The sequence below is a fragment of the Pseudomonas sp. UBA6276 genome (assembly GCF_002438365.1).
Taxonomy (GTDB): Bacteria; Pseudomonadota; Gammaproteobacteria; order Pseudomonadales; family Pseudomonadaceae; genus Aquipseudomonas; species Aquipseudomonas coleopterorum.
The window spans coordinates 1-17362 of sequence record NZ_DJUS01000022.1 but is presented as its reverse complement, the minus strand read 5'-3'; the positions used below and the strand labels follow the sequence as shown (position 1 = coordinate 17362).

At 61.6% G+C, this 17362-nt stretch carries 13 protein-coding genes and 2 pseudogenes; 12 read left to right on the top strand and 3 right to left on the bottom strand.

The genetic code is table 11. The annotated features are described in order from the left end of the window. Positions 1-72 precede the first annotated feature (72 nt). From apaG to B2V21_RS03085, 7 genes and pseudogenes are all read left to right on the top strand, one after another. On the top strand, positions 73-453 hold the full coding sequence (gene apaG, locus B2V21_RS03115; protein ID WP_049862410.1) for a Co2+/Mg2+ efflux protein ApaG: 381 nt from the start codon (positions 73-75) through the stop codon (positions 451-453). Further along, complete coding sequence (locus B2V21_RS03110) at positions 453-1334, top strand: symmetrical bis(5'-nucleosyl)-tetraphosphatase (RefSeq protein ID WP_286915999.1); 882 nt, start codon at positions 453-455, stop codon at positions 1332-1334. Before apaG ends, B2V21_RS03110 begins: the two co-directional genes overlap by 1 nt. 28 nt (positions 1335-1362) lie before the next feature. Beyond that, on the top strand, positions 1363-1683 hold the full coding sequence (glpE, locus tag B2V21_RS03105) for a thiosulfate sulfurtransferase GlpE (protein WP_286915998.1): 321 nt from the start codon (positions 1363-1365) through the stop codon (positions 1681-1683). Between the two features lie 210 nt (positions 1684-1893). After that, positions 1894-3859, top strand: a pseudogene (locus B2V21_RS03100) (PrkA family serine protein kinase). Between the two features lie 104 nt (positions 3860-3963). Further along, complete coding sequence (locus B2V21_RS03095) at positions 3964-5238, top strand: YeaH/YhbH family protein (protein ID WP_043192463.1); 1275 nt, start codon at positions 3964-3966, stop codon at positions 5236-5238. Further along, entirely contained in the window at positions 5235-6797 is a 1563-nt protein-coding gene (locus tag B2V21_RS03090; RefSeq protein ID WP_056845313.1) for a SpoVR family protein, read from the top strand. The genes B2V21_RS03095 and B2V21_RS03090 overlap by 4 nt, the downstream gene beginning before the upstream one ends. Before the next feature lie 66 nt (positions 6798-6863). After that, the gene (locus tag B2V21_RS03085; RefSeq protein WP_286915997.1) at positions 6864-8087 is read left to right on the top strand and encodes a multifunctional CCA addition/repair protein; all 1224 of its coding nucleotides are present in this window, start codon (positions 6864-6866) and stop codon (positions 8085-8087) included. Between the two features lie 179 nt (positions 8088-8266). Here the strand turns inward: B2V21_RS03085 and folK are convergent, their stop codons facing one another. Together folK and folB are read right to left on the bottom strand one after the other, a co-directional pair. Then, positions 8267-8782 carry a 2-amino-4-hydroxy-6-hydroxymethyldihydropteridine diphosphokinase gene (folK, locus tag B2V21_RS03080; protein WP_090360746.1) on the bottom strand — a complete coding sequence of 172 codons (516 nt, stop codon included), beginning with the start codon at positions 8780-8782 and terminating at the stop codon, positions 8267-8269. Continuing rightward, positions 8773-9126, bottom strand: a complete 354-nt coding sequence (folB, locus tag B2V21_RS03075) for a dihydroneopterin aldolase (RefSeq protein WP_134723522.1) — start codon at positions 9124-9126, stop codon at positions 8773-8775. Before folB ends, folK begins: the two co-directional genes overlap by 10 nt. A gap of 74 nt (positions 9127-9200) precedes the next feature. On the opposite strand from folB, the gene plsY reads away from it, so the two are divergent. Then, the gene (gene plsY, locus B2V21_RS03070; RefSeq protein ID WP_286915996.1) at positions 9201-9770 is read left to right on the top strand and encodes a glycerol-3-phosphate 1-O-acyltransferase PlsY; all 570 of its coding nucleotides are present in this window, start codon (positions 9201-9203) and stop codon (positions 9768-9770) included. Positions 9771-9788: 18 nt separating this feature from the next. Here the strand turns inward: plsY and tsaD are convergent, their stop codons facing one another. Further along, positions 9789-10814 carry a tRNA (adenosine(37)-N6)-threonylcarbamoyltransferase complex transferase subunit TsaD gene (gene tsaD, locus B2V21_RS03065; RefSeq protein ID WP_049862420.1) on the bottom strand — a complete coding sequence of 342 codons (1026 nt, stop codon included), beginning with the start codon at positions 10812-10814 and terminating at the stop codon, positions 9789-9791. Between the two features lie 195 nt (positions 10815-11009). Between tsaD and rpsU the strand changes: the two genes are divergently transcribed. The 4 genes and pseudogenes from rpsU to B2V21_RS03045 form a co-directional block, all read left to right on the top strand. Next, a complete protein-coding gene (gene rpsU / locus B2V21_RS03060) occupies positions 11010-11225 on the top strand; it encodes a 30S ribosomal protein S21 (RefSeq protein WP_002551877.1) in 216 nt (71 codons plus the stop codon). Between the two features lie 307 nt (positions 11226-11532). Further along, entirely contained in the window at positions 11533-13491 is a 1959-nt protein-coding gene (gene dnaG / locus B2V21_RS03055; protein ID WP_286915995.1) for a DNA primase, read from the top strand. A gap of 67 nt (positions 13492-13558) precedes the next feature. Then, positions 13559-15403, top strand: coding sequence for an RNA polymerase sigma factor RpoD (gene rpoD / locus B2V21_RS03050; protein ID WP_049862422.1), 1845 nt, complete (start codon positions 13559-13561; stop codon positions 15401-15403). Positions 15404-15770: 367 nt separating this feature from the next. Then, positions 15771-17362 (top strand): annotated as a pseudogene (locus tag B2V21_RS03045) (PAS domain S-box protein); the annotation flags it as partial.

Below are 17362 nucleotides of genomic sequence, written 5' to 3'. Positions count from 1 at the left end.
CTCTATTTGACCTAGACTGACCTGAACCGGCCGACGCCGGCTACATTCGCTCTCGCTTTCAAGGCCTTTTGCATGTCCGATCCTCGCTATCAGATCGACGTCAGCGTCGTGACCCGTTTCCTGCCCGAACAGTCCCAACCCGAGCAGCATCGTTTTGCTTTCGCCTATACCGTGACTGTGCTCAACAACGGACAACTGCCCGCTCGCTTGCTATCACGACACTGGGTGATCACCGATGGCGATGGCAAGGTCGAAGAAGTCCGTGGTCCGGGCGTGATCGGCCAGCAACCACTTATTGCTGCAGGCGCGAGTCATACCTACTCAAGCGGTACGGTCATGGCCACCACCGTGGGCAACATGCAGGGCAGTTATCAGATGCAAGCTGAGGACGGCAAGCAGTTCGAAGCCGTAATCGCGCCGTTTCGCCTCGCCGTGCCGGGAGCTCTGCACTGATGGCGGTGTACGCAGTCGGTGACTTGCAAGGCTGTCTGGAACCCCTCAAGTGCTTGCTGCAACGGGTCGCCTTCGACCCGACGAAAGACACCTTGTGGCTAGTGGGTGACCTGGTCAATCGCGGACCGAGCTCGCTGGAAACCCTGCGCTATCTGTATGCCATACGCGAGTCGGTGGTCTGCGTGCTGGGCAACCATGACCTGCACCTGCTGGCGGTAGCTCACGACGCCGAACGACTCAAGCGCGGCGATACTCTGCGCGAGATCCTCGAAGCGCCAGACGGCCCGCAACTACTCGACTGGCTGCGCCACCAGAAGCTGCTGCACTACGATGAGCAACGCAATACCGTGCTGGTTCATGCTGGGATTCCGCCCCAGTGGTCGCTGCGCAAGGCCCTGCGTCTGGCCGCCGAAGTCGAAACGGCCCTGCGTGACGACAACCTGTTTCAGCCCTATCTGGATGGCATGTACGGTAACGAGCCGAACAAGTGGGACAAGGAACTGCAGGGCGCCGCTCGTCTGCGTGTGATCACCAATTACTTCACCCGCATGCGCTTCTGCACCGCTGACGGCAAGCTCGACCTCAAGGGCAAGGAAGGCGCCGACACCGCGTTGCCCGGTTACGCGCCCTGGTTCGCGCACAAGGAGCGCAAGACCCGCGACCTCAAGATCATCTTCGGCCATTGGGCGGCCCTGGAAGGTCGCTGTGACGCGCCGGGCGTGATCGCGCTCGACACCGGTTGCGTATGGGGCGGCGCGATGACCCTGCTCGACGTCGACAGTGGCGTGCGCCTGTCATGCCAATGCACCGACCAAGGCGGGGCAATTACACCCGAACCGATGCCTGCGGCCGATTTCCCTCCCCCCAGCGACAAACGCTAGAATGGATGCCCAGCCCAGGAGCCTGCCCATGACCGAATTCCAACGCATCCCTCCGCAACAAGCCCACAGCCTGCGCGAACAGGGCGCCGTGGTGGTCGACATCCGCGATCTCCAGACCTTCGCGGCCAGCCACATCACTGACTCCACGCACCTGGACAACCACTCGCTGCACGATTTCATCAAGGCGGCCGACCTGGACAAACCGCTGGTCGTGGTCTGCTACCACGGCAACTCCAGCCAGAGCGCCGCCGCCTATCTGGTCAGCCAAGGGTTCTCCGACGTCTACAGTCTGGATGGTGGCTTCGAGTTGTGGCGCACTACCTTTCCGGGCGAAACCAGCCAGGCCTGAATCCTCGGCGGCGGGCAAGGCGCGACGAATTTTTTTTCGTGCGCCGACGCCGCGCCCCACGGGCCTTCCCGGCATCGGCGCAAAGCCTTGCCGACACTTAATTGCGCATCCGCCCTTGAAGTCCCCGATTACCAACTATCCTTTAGCTCAGGCCATCCATAACAGGGGAGAGCCGGTACACCGGCGCGCGGGTCAATCGGTAAAGACTACATGGGTGTTCTGGGGGGTATACGGCCACCAAGGGGTTCAGGTGACCGCCAGCATCAACTGAGTGATCCGACGTCGGCTCCACGTATCGAGCGAGGTGACGTCATGAGTATTTTTAGCCACTTCCAACAACGCTTCGAATCCACACGCCAGGAAGAGCTCTCATTACAGGAGTACCTCGAGCTGTGCAAAAAGGACCGTAGCACCTACGCCTCCGCCGCCGAGCGGATACTGATGGCGATCGGGGAGCCCGAATTGCTCGATACGTCGACCAATTCCAGGCTGTCGCGCATCTTTTCCAACAAGGTGATCCGCCGCTACCCCGCCTTCGAAGACTTCCATGGCATGGAGGAATGCATCGACCAGATCGTGTCGTACTTCCGCCATGCCGCGCAGGGTCTGGAAGAAAAGAAACAGATCCTGTACCTGCTCGGACCGGTCGGTGGCGGCAAGTCGTCGCTGGCCGAGAAGCTCAAACAGTTGATCGAGAAGGTGCCGTTCTACGCCATCAAGGGCTCACCGGTGTTCGAGTCGCCCCTGGGGCTGTTCAATGCCACCGAGGACGGCGCGATCCTGGAGGAAGACTTCGGCATTCCGCAGCGCTACCTGAGCACCATCATGTCGCCTTGGGCGACCAAGCGCCTGGCTGAATTCGGCGGCGACATCAGCCAGTTCCGCGTGGTCAAGCTCTACCCTTCCATCCTCAACCAGATCGCCGTGGCCAAGACCGAGCCGGGGGACGAGAACAACCAGGACATTTCCGCGCTGGTGGGCAAGGTGGACATCCGCAAGCTGGAGGAATACCCGCAGAACGACGCCGACGCCTACAGCTACTCCGGTGCCCTGTGCCGCGCCAACCAGGGGCTGATGGAGTTCGTCGAGATGTTCAAGGCACCGATCAAGGTGCTCCATCCGTTGCTGACCGCCACTCAGGAAGGCAACTACAACAGCACCGAGGGCCTGGGCGCGATCCCCTACTCCGGCATCCTGCTGGCGCACTCCAACGAATCGGAATGGCACAGCTTCCGCAACAACAAGAACAACGAAGCGTTCATCGACCGGATCTACATCGTCAAGGTGCCGTACTGCCTGCGGGTGAGCGACGAGATCAAGATCTACGACAAGCTGCTGTTCAACAGTTCGCTGTCCAAGGCTCATTGCGCGCCCGACACCCTGAAGATGCTCGCCCAGTTCACCACCCTGTCGCGGCTCAAGGAGCCGGACAACTCCAACATCTACTCGAAGATGCGCGTATACGACGGCGAAAACCTCAAGGACACCGATCCCAAGGCCAAGTCGATCCAGGAGTACCGCGACACAGCAGGTGTGGACGAAGGGATGAATGGTCTGTCGACGCGCTTCGCGTTCAAGATCCTGTCCAAGGTGTTCAACTTCGATCCACACGAAATCGCCGCCAACCCGGTGCACCTGCTCTACGTGCTGGAGCAGCAGATCGAGCAGGAGCAGTTCCCTGCCGAGGTGCGCGAGCGCTACCTGCGCTTCCTCAAGGAATACCTGGCGCCACGCTACATCGAGTTCATCGGCAAGGAGATCCAGACCGCGTACCTGGAGTCCTACAGCGAGTACGGCCAGAACATCTTCGACCGCTACGTGCTGTACGCCGATTTCTGGATTCAGGATCAGGAATACCGCGATCCGGAAACCGGGGAAATCCTCAACCGTGTGGCTCTCAACGAAGAACTGGAGAAAATCGAGAAGCCGGCCGGCATCAGCAATCCGAAGGATTTCCGCAACGAGANNCTACGAGAAGCTGCGCGTGGTGATCGAGAAGAAGATGTTCTCTAACACCGAGGATCTGCTTCCGGTCATCAGCTTCAACGCCAAGGCCAGCAAGGAGGACCAGCAGAAGCACAACGACTTCGTCACTCGCATGGTCGAGCGCGGCTATACCGACAAGCAGGTACGCCTGCTGTCCGAGTGGTATCTGCGGGTCAGGAAGTCGCAGTGATCGCGCGGTAAGCTTCAGGCAGCGAAGGGCCCGGACGGACATGAGCGTCCGGGCGCCTCGCCGCTCTCGACTTGTGGCTTGCAGCCAGGCTGCCCGGAGGCCTAATGAGCTATGTGATCGACCGACGCCTCAATGGCAAGAACAAGAGCACGGTGAACCGCCAGCGATTTCTGCGGCGTTACCGTGACCACATCAAGAAGGCTGTGGAAGAAGCGGTCGGCCGCCGCTCCATCACCGACATGGAACACGGCGAGCAGATCAGCATTCCCGGTCGCGACATCGACGAGCCGGTGCTGCATCACGGCCGTGGTGGCAAGCAGACCGTTGTGCACCCCGGCAACAAGGAGTTCACGGCCGGTGAACACATCGCTCGCCCCCAAGGCGGTGGCGGTGGCGGCAAAGGGCCTGGAAAGGCGGGCAACTCCGGCGAGGGCATGGACGAGTTCGTGTTCCAGATCACCCAGGAAGAGTTCCTCGAATTCATGTTCGAAGACCTTGAACTGCCCAACCTGGTCAAGCGCAACCTCAGTGGTACCGACACCTACAAGACGGTGCGCGCCGGGATCAGCAACGAGGGCAACCCCTCACGCATCAACATCATCCGCACCCTGCGTTCCGCCCACGCGCGGCGCATCGCGCTCTCGGGCAGCAGCCGCGCCAAGCTCAAGGCGGCCAAGCTCGAACTCGAACGCCTGAAGATCGAAGAGCCAGACAACTTTGGTGACATCCAGGCCCTGATGGGGGAAATCGAAAAGCTCAGCGCCCGCATCCATCGAGTGCCCTTCCTCGACACCTTCGACGTGAAGTACAACCTGCTGGTCAAACACCCCAACCCAAGCTCCAAGGCGGTGATGTTCTGCCTGATGGACGTGTCCGGCTCAATGACTCAGGCGACCAAGGACATCGCCAAGCGGTTCTTCATCCTGCTGTACCTGTTCCTCAAACGTAACTACGACAAGATCGAGGTGGTGTTCATTCGTCATCACACCAGCGCCCGCGAAGTCGACGAAGAAGAATTCTTCTACTCTCGCGAGACTGGCGGCACCATCGTTTCCAGCGCGTTGAAACTGATGCAGGAAATCATGGCGGCGCGCTACCCGACCAACGAATGGAACATCTACGCCGCCCAGGCCTCGGACGGTGACAACTGGAACGACGACTCGCCCATCTGTCGGGAAATCCTCACCAAGCAGATCATGCCGTTCGTGCAGTACTACACCTATGTAGAGATCACGCCGCGCGAACATCAGGCGCTGTGGTACGAATACGAGCGCATCAGCGAGTCGTTCGCCGATACGTTCGCCCAGCAACAGCTGGTGTCGGCCGGGGATATCTATCCGGTCTTCCGTGAACTCTTCCAGCGCAGGTTAGCGACATGACCGCCAGAGAGCAGAAGCGTCAACCCATCTCCACGGGCTCGGAATGGACGTTCGAGCTCATCCAGACCTATGACCGGGAAATCAGCCGCATCGCCGAGCGCTATGCGCTGGACACCTACCCCAACCAGATCGAGGTGATCACGGCCGAGCAGATGATGGATGCGTATGCTTCGGTCGGCATGCCGCTGGGCTATCACCACTGGTCCTACGGCAAACACTTTCTCAGTACCGAGAAGTCCTACACGCGCGGTCAGATGGGGCTGGCCTACGAGATTGTCATCAACTCCGATCCGTGCATCGCCTACCTGATGGAAGAGAACACCATCTGCATGCAGGCGCTGGTGGTGGCGCATGCCTGCTATGGGCACAACAGTTTCTTCAAGGGTAACTACCTGTTCCGCACCTGGACCGACGCCAGTTCGATCATCGATTACCTGGTGTTTGCCAAGTCCTACATCATGAAGTGCGAGGAACGCCATGGGATCGATGCCGTGGAAGACCTGCTCGATTCCTGCCACGCCCTGATGAACTACGGCGTCGACCGTTACAAGCGTCCGTATCCGATTTCCGCCGAGGAGGAGCGCCGCCGCCAGGCCGATCGCGAGGAACACCTGCAACGCCAGATCAACGATCTATGGCGCACCATCCCTAAGGGCGCCGACAAGAACCGCGAGGAGGACAACGCCCGGTTCCCGGCCGAACCGCAGGAGAACATCCTGTACTTCATCGAGAAACACGCGCCGCTGCTCGAGCCGTGGCAACGCGAGATCGTCAGGATCGTGCGCAAGATCGCGCAGTACTTCTACCCCCAGCGCCAGACCCAAGTGATGAACGAAGGCTGGGCGACGTTCTGGCACTACACCCTGATGAACGACCTCTACGACGAGGGTCTGGTCACCGATGGTTTCATGATGGAGTTTCTGCAGTCGCACACCAGTGTAGTGTTCCAGCCGGGTTTCGACAGCCCCTACTACAACGGTATCAACCCCTATGCGCTGGGTTTTGCCATGTACCGGGACATACGGCGCATGTGCGAGCACCCGGACGACGAGGACCGCCGCTGGTTTCCCGAAATTGCTGGCAGTGACTGGCTGTCGACGATCAAGTTCGCCATGAGCAGCTTCAAGGACGAGAGTTTCATCCTGCAGTACCTGTCGCCCAAGGTCATTCGTGACCTGAAGCTGTTCAGCATCATGGACGACGACCAGCGCGACGAACTGCTGGTGCCCGCGATCCACGACGAGAACGGCTACCGCACGATCCGTGAGACCCTGGCGGCGCAATACAACCTGGGCAACCGCGAGCCCAACGTGCAGATCTGGAGCATCGATCGACGCGGTGACCGCTCATTGACCCTGCGTCATCAGCAACACGACCGCAAGCCTCTGGGCGAATCCACCGAGGAAGTGCTTAAGCACCTGCACCGTTTGTGGGGCTTCGACATCCATCTGGAGACGCTGCAGGGCGATCAACTGGTCAAGACGCACCACGTGCCGCCGCGCAACGAGCACACGGACGGCAGCCATGGGCGGGCGGACCTCAACGTCGTGCACCTCTGAGGCCGGTGCACTCGGCTAACCTTCGATGGCTTGGTGTTATCCTTCGCGGCCATCGGAGGTGTTGCAATGAAGATCTATGAAGTAGGCGGCGCGGTACGCGATCGCCTTCTGGGTATACCTGTCACCGACATCGATCGCGTGGTCGTGGGTGCCAGCGCCGAACGAATGCTCGCTGACGGGTACCGGCCGGTCGGCAGCGATTTCCCGGTGTTTCTGCATCCGCAGACCGGCGAAGAATATGCCCTGGCGCGTACCGAGCGCAAAAGCGGCCGCGGCTACGGTGGTTTCGTGTTCCATGCCAGCCCGGACGTCACCCTTGAAGAGGACCTGTCGCGGCGCGACCTGACCATCAATGCCATGGCCGAGGACGACGAAGGTCGGATCATCGACCCCTACGGTGGCCAGCAAGATCTGTATGACCGCCTGCTCAAGCACGTCTCCCCCGCCTTCATCGAAGATCCCCTGCGCGTATTGCGGGTTGCACGCTTCGCTGCCCGCTATGCCGGACTGGGTTTTCAAGTGGCCGAACCGACCTTGCAATTGATGCGTCAACTGAGTGAATCGGGCGAGTTGCAGGCCCTGACGGCCGAACGCAGTTGGAAGGAAATTTCCCGGGCGCTGTTGGAAGCGCATCCACAAGTGTTCATTCAGGTGCTGCGCGACTGCGGAGCGCTGGAACAATTGCTCCCCGAAGTGGACGCGTTGTTCGGCGTACCGCAGCCGCCTGCTCATCATCCGGAGATCGACACCGGGGTGCATACCTTGAGCGTGCTGGAACAGGCGGCGCGGCATGACCAGCCGCTGACCGTGCGCTGGGCGTGTCTGTTGCACGATCTGGGCAAGGGCACCACGCGACCCAGCGAGTGGCCGCGGCATATCGCTCACGAGCAGCGCGGCGTGAAGTTGATCAAGGCGGTCAACGAGCGCTTCAAGGTGCCCAAGGATTGCCAGGAGCTGGCGGTGCTGGTCGGTGAATACCATACCCATGGGCATCGAGCTCTGGAACTCAAACCGTCGACCTTGCTGGAGCTGTTGCAGAATTTCGACGTGTACCGCCGTCCCCAGCGCTTCGAGGAGTTTATCATGGCGTGCGAAATGGACGCGCGTGGACGGTTGGGGTTCGAGGGGCGAGAGTACCCTCAGGCAGATTATCTGCGCGGTGCGGCTGCGGCGGCGCGGGGGGTGGCGGTACAGCCGCTGGTTGCTCAAGGGTTCAAGGGGCAGGCGCTGGGTGAGGCGTTGAAACGGGCACGGTTGGAGGTGTTGAAGGGGTATAAGGCGGGCGTTTGAATGGGGATGGTTGAGGGTGGCTTTGCGGGCCTCTTCGCGGGCAGAGACCCGCTCCCACAGGGACGTGTGATCACCTGAAGCTCCCATGGGAAGTGTGACCACCTGGGGAGGCCGCTCCCATAGGGAAGTGAGATCACCTGTGAGAGCGGGTCTCTGCCCGCGAAGAAGGCGCGAGCGATCTAGAGCGTGGCGGGGGTCAACTGCTGTCCGCGCCATTCGAAGGGGACAGGCGCCAATACCTGGTCGATACTCGCCTCGCGCCACAACCGGCCAAGACTCACACCTGTACCCGGATGCACCAACTCTGGCGCAATCAGCGCCAATGGCCACAGGACGAACGCGTTTTTCAGAATTTCGGCACGCGGCAATATCAGCCCATCGAAGTTGCCGACCAAGTCGGCGTACAACAATACGTCGATATCCAGCGGCAGCCCCTTGCGGTCCGGGGCGTAGCGGCCATTGTCGGCCTCGATGAATTTCAGCCGGCGGTCCAGCTCCGCCAAAGGCAGATCGGTCAGCGCGGTGACCACCAGGTTGAAGAACGGGCCGCTCTTGATACCCACCGGCTGGCTTTCGAATACGGCCGAGCAGCGCAGGTCCACGAGGAAGGCGGCCAACGCGTCGAGCCCGGCGCACAGATGGCGCTGGCGATCAACGTTGCTGCCCAGGCCCAGATAGATTCGATTCAGCGACATCCGCGCTCGATCTCCACGCCCACACCCTGCGCCGCCGCGACGGCACCCGGCTTGGTGACTTTGAGCCGCAGCCAGGGAATGCCGAATTCGCTCATCAGCAATTGGGCAAGGCGCTCGGCGAAGGTCTCGACCAGCTCGAAGCGCGCCTGGGCGGCAAAGGCCTGGATGCGCTGCGAGACGGTCGCGTAGTCCAGCGCGAGCGTCAGGTCGTCGCCCGCGGCAGCCGGACGGTTGTCCCAGGCGAATACCAGGTCCAGACGCAGGCACTGACGAATGTCACGCTCCCAATCATAGGCGCCGATCACCGTGTCGACTTCCAGGCCTTCGATAAACACTCTGTCCAAGCACTTCACTCCGCAGCACGACAAGGGCGCCTGGCGCCGTTAGAATCAAGGGTTTCCCTACCCGGAAATAAAGCATGTTCTGGTTGCTGGCGCTTGGCGCCTACCTGCTCGGCTCGCTGTCCTTCGCTATCGTGCTCAGCCGCGCGACGGGCACTCCCGACCCGCGAATGAGCGGTTCGGGCAACGCCGGCGCGACCAACATGCTACGCCTGGCCGGTAAAAAGCTCGCCATCCTCACTCTGCTGGGCGACTTGTGCAAGGGTTTGCTGCCGGTACTGATTGCCGCGCAAGCCGGGATGACGCTCGCACAGCAAGCCTGGATCGGGCTCTGCGCGGTGATCGGCCACCTGTTTCCGCTGTATTTCCGCTTCAAGGGCGGCAAGGGCGTGGCCACCTCCGCCGGCCTGCTGCTGGGCCTGTACCCGCCTGCCGCGCTGCTGGCCATGGTTGCCTGGGCGCTGACCTTTCGGCTCACGCGCACCAGTTCACTCGCAGCCCTGATCGCCACGCCACTGACCTTGCCGCTGGTGGCCTGGCAATGGCCAGAGACACTGCTGCCCCTGAGCGTGCTGACGATCCTGATCATCTGGCGTCACCGCGGCAACCTGCGCGATCTGTTCGCCGGCCGCGAGCGGCACTTCTGAGCAGGCTGGCCGGCGCGTTCAGAGCGCTGGCAACTGCTCCATCGGCCAACGTGCCTGGACACTGATGGCCAGGGTTTCCTGCTGCCCGGCCAACAGACGCTGACACCCAGCATAGGCGATCATGGCACCGTTATCGGTGCAAAACTGCGGACGGGCGTAATAGACGTTGCCACCCAGCTCGCCCAGCATCTTTTCCAGGCCTTGGCGCAACGACTGGTTGGCACTCACCCCACCGGCGATCACCAAGCGCTTGAGGCCGGTCTGCTTCAAGGCCCGGCGGCATTTGTAGGTCAGCGTATCGACCACCGCCTGCTCAAACGCGAGGGAGATATCGCAGCGAGTCTGCTCGCCGTCGTCGCCAGCGCTGCGGCACTGCTGCCAGGTGTTGAGCGCGAAGGTCTTCAGACCGCTGAAACTGAAATCCAGACCAGGGCGGTCGCACATCGGCCGGGGAAAGGTAAAGCGCCCCGCTACGCCCTGTCTGGCCAGGCGGGCAATCTCCGGGCCACCCGGGTAGTTCAGGCCGATCAGCTTGGCAGTCTTGTCGAAGGCTTCCCCGGCCGCATCGTCCAGGGTCTCGCCGAGCAAGGCGTACTGGCCAATGCCGTCGACCTGGACCAATTGCGTATGGCCGCCGGATACCAGCAGGGCGACGAACGGAAACTGCGGCGGCTGCTCTTCCAGCATAGGTGCCAACAGATGGCCTTCCATGTGGTGAACGCCCAACGCCGGTATGTCCCAGGCGAATGCCAGCGCCTGGGCGCAGGAGGCGCCGACTAGCAGCGCGCCTACCAGGCCGGGGCCGGCGGTATAGGCGATGGCGTCGATCTCGGTCGCCGCGCAGTCGGCCTCGGCCAGAACCTGACGGATCAGCGGCAGCATGCGCTTGACGTGGTCGCGCGAGGCAAGCTCGGGCACCACCCCTCCATAGGCGCGGTGCAGGTCGATCTGGCTGAACAGCGCATCGGCCAGCAAGCCGCGTTCACTGTCGTATAATGCGACACCGGTTTCGTCGCAGGACGTTTCCAATCCCAGTACTAGCATGGCCAGGCCTTGTGGAGCTGTATTCGAAGGCGCGCATGATAGTCGTCGAACAGAGCACCGACCAGCGGTTTTCGATCAGAGGCTTTGCATTCCTGCTGGGTAAGGGTTAACATCCGCAACCCTTAAAAACCGACGTACTTATGCGCGCTTTTGCCATGAGATGTCGACCCCGGTAATGAATGAAGGTAGCTCTGGATGCCAGCCGTCAAAGTTAAAGAGAACGAACCCTTCGACGTAGCTCTGCGTCGTTTCAAGCGCTCCTGCGAAAAAGCCGGTGTACTGGCTGAAGTTCGTAGCCGCGAATTTTACGAGAAGCCGACTTCGGAGCGTAAGCGCAAGGCAGCAGCTGCTGTCAAACGTCACGCCAAGAAAGTCCAGCGCGAACAGCGCCGCGCCGTTCGTCTGTACTAATACACAGACGTTCGTCGCAAGCTTCTGCCTTGCCCGGCCCACAGCCGGGCTGCCGGCAGTTGCCGCAGTACCCCGCCTCAAACGTCAGAACTGGCTTCATTGCCAGATCGTGCACGTCATCCTGACGAGCCTTGCAAGGCTGCAGACGAGCACACTTATTCCGTTGGTAACGCCCTCCTTCGACTGCTGCCCAAGGCGCCGTTGAACGCAGAGACGTTTCCGACATAGAAATCAGCGCTGCAAAACCTGCCAGACCGATTTCCAATGGGTACACTTCCGCTCCTGGGCTGCTGATAAAGAGAACGCCATGGCCGGGCTGATTCCCCAAGGCTTCATCGACGACTTGCTCAACCGTACCGACATCGTCGATGTGGTGCAGTCACGTCTGCAAATGAAGAAAGCCGGCAAGAACTACACGGCCTGCTGCCCTTTCCACAAGGAAAAGACCCCCTCTTTCAGCGTCAGCCCCGACAAGCAGTTCTATTACTGTTTCGGCTGCGGCGCCGGTGGCAACGCCCTTGGCTTCATCATGGACCACGACAACCTGGACTTTCCCCAGGCCGTCGAGGAACTGGCCAAGGCCGCCGGCATGGAAGTGCCGCGCGAAGACAGCGGGCGCAACAGCAAGCCGCGCCAGCCCACCGACTCACCGCTGTACCCACTGCTCGAAGCCGCCGCAGAGTTCTATCGCCTGGCGCTCAGGGGGCACCCGCAACGCCGGGCGGCCGTCGACTACCTCAAGGGCCGCGGCCTATCCGGCGAGATCGCGCGCGATTTCGGCCTGGGTTTCGCACCGCCCGGCTGGGATAACCTGTTCAAGCACCTGAGCAGCGACAGCCTTCAGCAGAAAGCCATGATCGATGCGGGCCTGCTGGTGGAAAACGCCGACTCGGGCAAGCGCTACGACCGTTTCCGCGACCGCGTGATGTTTCCCATCCGCGATAGCCGCGGGCGGGTCATCGCCTTCGGTGGCCGGGTGCTGGGCGACGACAAGCCCAAGTACCTGAACTCCCCGGAAACTCCGGTGTTTCACAAGGGCCAGGAGCTGTACGGCCTGTACGAGGCGCGCAAGCACAACCGCAACCTTGACGAGATCATCGTCGTCGAGGGCTACATGGATGTCATTGCCCTGGCTCAGCAAGGCTTGCGCAACGCCGTCGCGACCTTGGGCACGGCCACCAGCGAGGAGCACCTCAAGCGTTTGTTTCGCGTGGTGCCCAGCGTGCTGTTCTGCTTCGACGGCGACCAGGCCGGCCGCAATGCCGCCTGGCGTGCACTGGAAGCTGCGCTGCCGAGCCTGCAGGATGGGCGCAAGGCGCGCTTTCTGTTTCTGCCCGAAGGCGAAGACCCGGACACCCTGGTGCGCGCCGAAGGCACCGACGCCTTCCGGGCTCGAATCAACCAACACGCGCAGCCGCTGGCGGACTATTTTTTCCAGCAGCTGACCGAAGAAGCCGATCCGCGCTCGCTGGAAGGCAAGGCGCACATGGCAACGCTGGCCGCGCCGCTGATCGACAAGGTACCGGGCGCCAACCTGCGCACCCTGATGCGCAATCGCCTGAGCCAGATCACCGGTTTGAGTGGCGAGGCCGTCAGCCAGCTGGTGCAAAGCGCACCCGCAGCGCCGACGCCCAGTCACGATCCGATGGCCGATTACGATTCGATGCCGGGTTATTCGCCGGACTTCAGTGACTTTCATGCGCCGCCGGCCTTCGAACCACAGCAACAATGGACATCGACCAAGACGTCCGGCAAGAAATGGGAAGGCAAGCCGTGGAAAGGCAAGGGCAAGCGTGATTTCGAACCGCGCCCGCAGCCACGCACGCCGGTGACGGTGGAGCCGCCCACGCTCAGTGCACTGCGCACTCTGCTGCACTATCCGCAACTGGCGGAGAAGGTGGAGGATGTCAGTCATTTTGCCGACGAGGAACAACTGCACGCACAACTACTGGTGGCACTGCTCGAAGCCCTGCAGAAGAATCCCAAGCTACGCTCTCTGCAGTTGATCGCGCGATGGCACGGCACCGAACAAGGCAAGTTACTGCGCGCATTGGCCGAGAAAGAATGGCTGATCGATGCCGATAACCTTGAACAACAGTTTTTCGACACTATAACTAGCTTGTCTGCTCGCCAACGCGAGCGTTGTCTCGAGCATTTGCTCAGGAAATCAAGACAGAGTGAACTGAGCGCAGAGGAAAAGAATCAACTGCGCGAGCTCCTCAGCCGCAATGTTCACGCACAAACCCCGACCTCAACTGGCGCGTGAGGTCCTAGCTCGGGTATAATCCTCGGCTTGTTTTTTGCCCGCCAAGACCTTCAGTGGATAGGGTGTTATGTCCGGAAAAGCGCAACAGCAATCTCGCATCAAAGAGTTGATCACCCGTGGTCGTGAGCAGGGCTACCTGACTTACGCGGAGGTCAACGATCACCTGCCCGAGGATATTTCAGATCCGGAGCAGGTGGAAGACATCATCCGCATGATCAACGACATGGGGATCAACGTATTCGAGAGTGCTCCGGATGCGGATGCCCTTTTGTTGGCCGAAGCCGATACCGACGAAGCGGCGGCCGAAGAAGCCGCTGCGGCGTTGGCAGCGGTCGAGACCGACATCGGTCGCACGACCGACCCGGTGCGCATGTACATGCGCGAAATGGGTACGGTCGAGCTGCTCACGCGTGAAGGCGAAATCGAAATCGCCAAACGTATCGAAGAGGGCATCCGTGAGGTGATGGGCGCGATCGCGCACTTCCCCGGCACGGTCGAGCATATCCTCAGCGAATACGACCGCGTGACCACCGAGGGTGGTCGCCTGTCCGACGTGCTCAGCGGCTACATCGATCCGGACGACGGCATCGCGCCGCCGGCCGAGGTGCCGCCGCCGGTCGAGAAACCGGCCGACAAGGCCGACGCCAAGGATGACGACGAAGAAGAAAGCGACAGCGACGACGAGGAAGAGACCGAGAGCGGTCCCGATCCGGTCGTGGCCCAGCAGCGCTTCGGCGCCGTGTCCGATCAACTCGCCGTTACCCTGAAAGCGCTGAAGAAGCATGGCCGTCACAGCAAGCAAGGCATCGCCGAGATGCTCGCGCTGGCCGAGCTGTTCATGCCGATCAAGCTGGTGCCCAAGCAGTTCGAAGGCCTGGTGGAGCGTGTTCGTGGTGCCCTGGATCGCCTGCGTCAGCAGGAACGCGCCATTATGCAGTTGTGCGTTCGTGATGCTCGCATGCCGCGCGCCGACTTCCTGCGCCAGTTCCCAGGCAACGAAGTCGACCAGACCTGGAGCGATGCTCTGGCCAACGGCAAGGCGAAGTACGCCGAAGCCATCGGTCGCTTGCAGGCCGACATTCAGCGCTGCCAGCAGAAGCTGAGCGCGCTGGAAGCGGAAACCGGTCTGACCATCGCCGAGATCAAGGACATCAACCGTCGCATGTCGATCGGTGAAGCCAAGGCTCGCCGGGCGAAGAAGGAGATGGTCGAAGCCAACCTGCGTCTGGTGATCTCGATCGCCAAGAAGTACACCAACCGTGGCCTGCAATTCCTCGATCTGATCCAGGAAGGCAACATCGGCTTGATGAAGGCGGTGGACAAGTTTGAATACCGTCGCGGGTACAAGTTCTCGACGTACGCCACCTGGTGGATTCGTCAGGCCATCACCCGCTCGATCGCCGACCAGGCGCGCACCATCCGTATTCCGGTGCATATGATCGAGACCATCAACAAGCTGAACCGCATTTCGCGGCAGATGCTGCAGGAGATGGGTCGCGAGCCTACGCCGGAAGAGCTGGGCGAGCGCATGGAGATGCCCGAGGACAAGATCCGCAAGGTCTTGAAGATCGCCAAGGAGCCTATCTCCATGGAGACGCCGATCGGTGACGACGAAGACTCCCATCTGGGTGACTTCATCGAAGACTCGACCATGCAGTCGCCGATCGACGTGGCCACCGTGGAAAGCCTCAAGGAAGCCACGCGCGAAGTGCTGGGTGGCCTGACGGCACGGGAAGCCAAGGTGCTGCGCATGCGCTTCGGCATCGACATGAATACCGACCACACCCTCGAGGAAGTCGGCAAGCAGTTCGATGTCACCCGTGAGCGTATTCGTCAGATCGAAGCCAAGGCGCTGCGCAAGCTGCGTCATCCGACGAGAAGCGAGCACCTGCGCTCCTTCCTCGACGAATAAGCCTCAGCGACGAGCACCACCAGAACCCCCGGCCTTGCCGGGGGTTTTGCGTGATGGACCCATGACCCCAAAGTTTGTTCGCCCCCCTCTTCCCGCTGGCTGCCGCGCCCGACTACACTGGCCCTTCCTGCGATGGTCCAACGAGGCTGCCATGCATCGACTGCCGGCACTTGTGCTGCTGACTTCGCTCGCCGGGGCAGCCATCGCCGACACTGTTTCTCCCGCTGGTTACCCGCTTGGGCTAGTTGAACATCCGCCTCTGCTCGCGAGTGTGGCCGAGGCGCGCCCCCTGCTTGCCGCGGCGCCAGACGCCAGTGTGCCAACGACGCAGCTAGCCTCGTCGGCCAATGCTGCGCCCGCCCGTGACTGGTACTCCGCCCTGATCTACGGCCTGCCCGGCCTGGTCATGCTGGTCATTGCCCTGGGCGTGGTGATCCGCATCAACCGGCGTCTGACGTCGGAAATCAGCCAACGCATCGCTCTGGAACGTGAGCTGCGCAGCAGCGAATACCATTACCGCGGTCTGATCGAGAGCCTTTCGGCCATCGCCTGGGAAGCCGACACGACCGACTACACCTACAGCTACGTCTCACCCCATGCCGAGGCGTTGCTGGGTTACCCGTTGCAGAGCTGGCTGGAGCCCGGCTTCTGGCTGCGCATCCTGCACCCGGAGGACGCGAGCTGGGCGCGCGAATACTGCGCCGAGCAAACCGCTGCAGGTGTGGGGCACTCCCTCGAATACCGTGTGATTACTGCGGACGGTCGCAGCCTGTGGGTGCGCGATATCGTCAGCCTGATCAAACATGACCAGCGACCGGTGATGCGCGGCCTGATGATCGACATCAGTGAAACCAAGAAGATCGAAGAAGCCCAGCGCCTGTCCGAGCAGAAGTTCGCCTCGGTGTTTCGACAGTGTCCCGACATTCTGGTCATCGCGCGGCTCAGCGACGGCTGCCTGCTTGAGGTCAACGAAGCCTTCGAGGAACAGATCGGCCTCAAGGCGGCACAGGTGGTCGGACGGCGCGCAGCGGAGCTCGACATCTGGGGCGTGGACGGCGTCGCGCCGCGACTGCTCAAGCGCCTTCAGGGCGGCAGCATCCGCAACCTGGAGATGACCTTTCGCCGCGACAACGGCCAGCGCTTCACCGGCCTGCTCTCGGCCGAACCGCTCCAGCTGGAAACCACGGCGGCAATGGTCGTGGTGGTGCGCGACATCAGCGAACTCAAGCAGACCCAGCAGCGCCTGCAGATTTCCGAAGAGAAATTCGCCAAGGCGTTCCACGCCTCGCCCGATGGCATGCTGCTGACCCGTCAGAGCGATGGGCTGCTGATCGAGGTCAACGAAGGCTTCAGCATCATGACCGGGCACAAGAGCAAGACGTCCCTGGATCGCTCGACCCTCGAACTGGGCATCTGGGCCGATCCCAACGAGCGCAAGCGGCTGCTGGACAAGCTGCAGCGGCAAGGCTTCGTTCGTGACTTCGTCTGCCGCATCCGGCGTATCGATGGCCAGGTGCGCCTGTGTGAGGTGTCGGTGCGGCCGCTGCCGATCGGTGGGGACGCCTGCATGCTGACCATTGCCCGGGACATCACCGAGCGCCAGCAGATGCAGCACAAGCTGACCCTGGCCGCGACGGTGTTCGAGAGCACGGCCGAGGGCGTGCTGATCACCGACACCCAGCAACGCATCAGCATGGTCAACCGTGCCTTCACCGAGATCACCGGTTTTTCCGAACAGGAAGTGCTGGGCGAAACCCCTCGCCTGCTCGCCTCGGGCCAGCACGACAGTGCGTTCTACATTGCCATGTGGCATCGCCTGGCCGCCGAGGGGCATTGGCAGGGCGAGATCTGCAACCGGCGCAAGAACGGCGAGCTGTACCCCAGTTGGCTGACCATCAGTTCGGTACGCAACAGCGAAGAGGCCATCACCCATTTCGTCGCCGTGTTCGCCGACATCTC

Coding starts and splice junctions, on each gene's coding strand:
- apaG (WP_049862410.1), top strand. CDS start 73: ATGTCCGATCCTCGCTATCAGATCGACGTCAGCGTCGTGACCCGTTTC.
- B2V21_RS03110 (WP_286915999.1), top strand. CDS start 453: ATGGCGGTGTACGCAGTCGGTGACTTGCAAGGCTGTCTGGAACCCCTC.
- glpE (WP_286915998.1), top strand. CDS start 1,363: ATGACCGAATTCCAACGCATCCCTCCGCAACAAGCCCACAGCCTGCGC.
- B2V21_RS03095 (WP_043192463.1), top strand. CDS start 3,964: ATGAGCTATGTGATCGACCGACGCCTCAATGGCAAGAACAAGAGCACG.
- B2V21_RS03090 (WP_056845313.1), top strand. CDS start 5,235: ATGACCGCCAGAGAGCAGAAGCGTCAACCCATCTCCACGGGCTCGGAA.
- B2V21_RS03085 (WP_286915997.1), top strand. CDS start 6,864: ATGAAGATCTATGAAGTAGGCGGCGCGGTACGCGATCGCCTTCTGGGT.
- folK (WP_090360746.1), bottom strand. CDS start 8,782: ATGTCGCTGAATCGAATCTATCTGGGCCTGGGCAGCAACGTTGATCGC.
- plsY (WP_286915996.1), top strand. CDS start 9,201: ATGTTCTGGTTGCTGGCGCTTGGCGCCTACCTGCTCGGCTCGCTGTCC.
- tsaD (WP_049862420.1), bottom strand. CDS start 10,814: ATGCTAGTACTGGGATTGGAAACGTCCTGCGACGAAACCGGTGTCGCA.
- rpsU (WP_002551877.1), top strand. CDS start 11,010: ATGCCAGCCGTCAAAGTTAAAGAGAACGAACCCTTCGACGTAGCTCTG.
- dnaG (WP_286915995.1), top strand. CDS start 11,533: ATGGCCGGGCTGATTCCCCAAGGCTTCATCGACGACTTGCTCAACCGT.
- rpoD (WP_049862422.1), top strand. CDS start 13,559: ATGTCCGGAAAAGCGCAACAGCAATCTCGCATCAAAGAGTTGATCACC.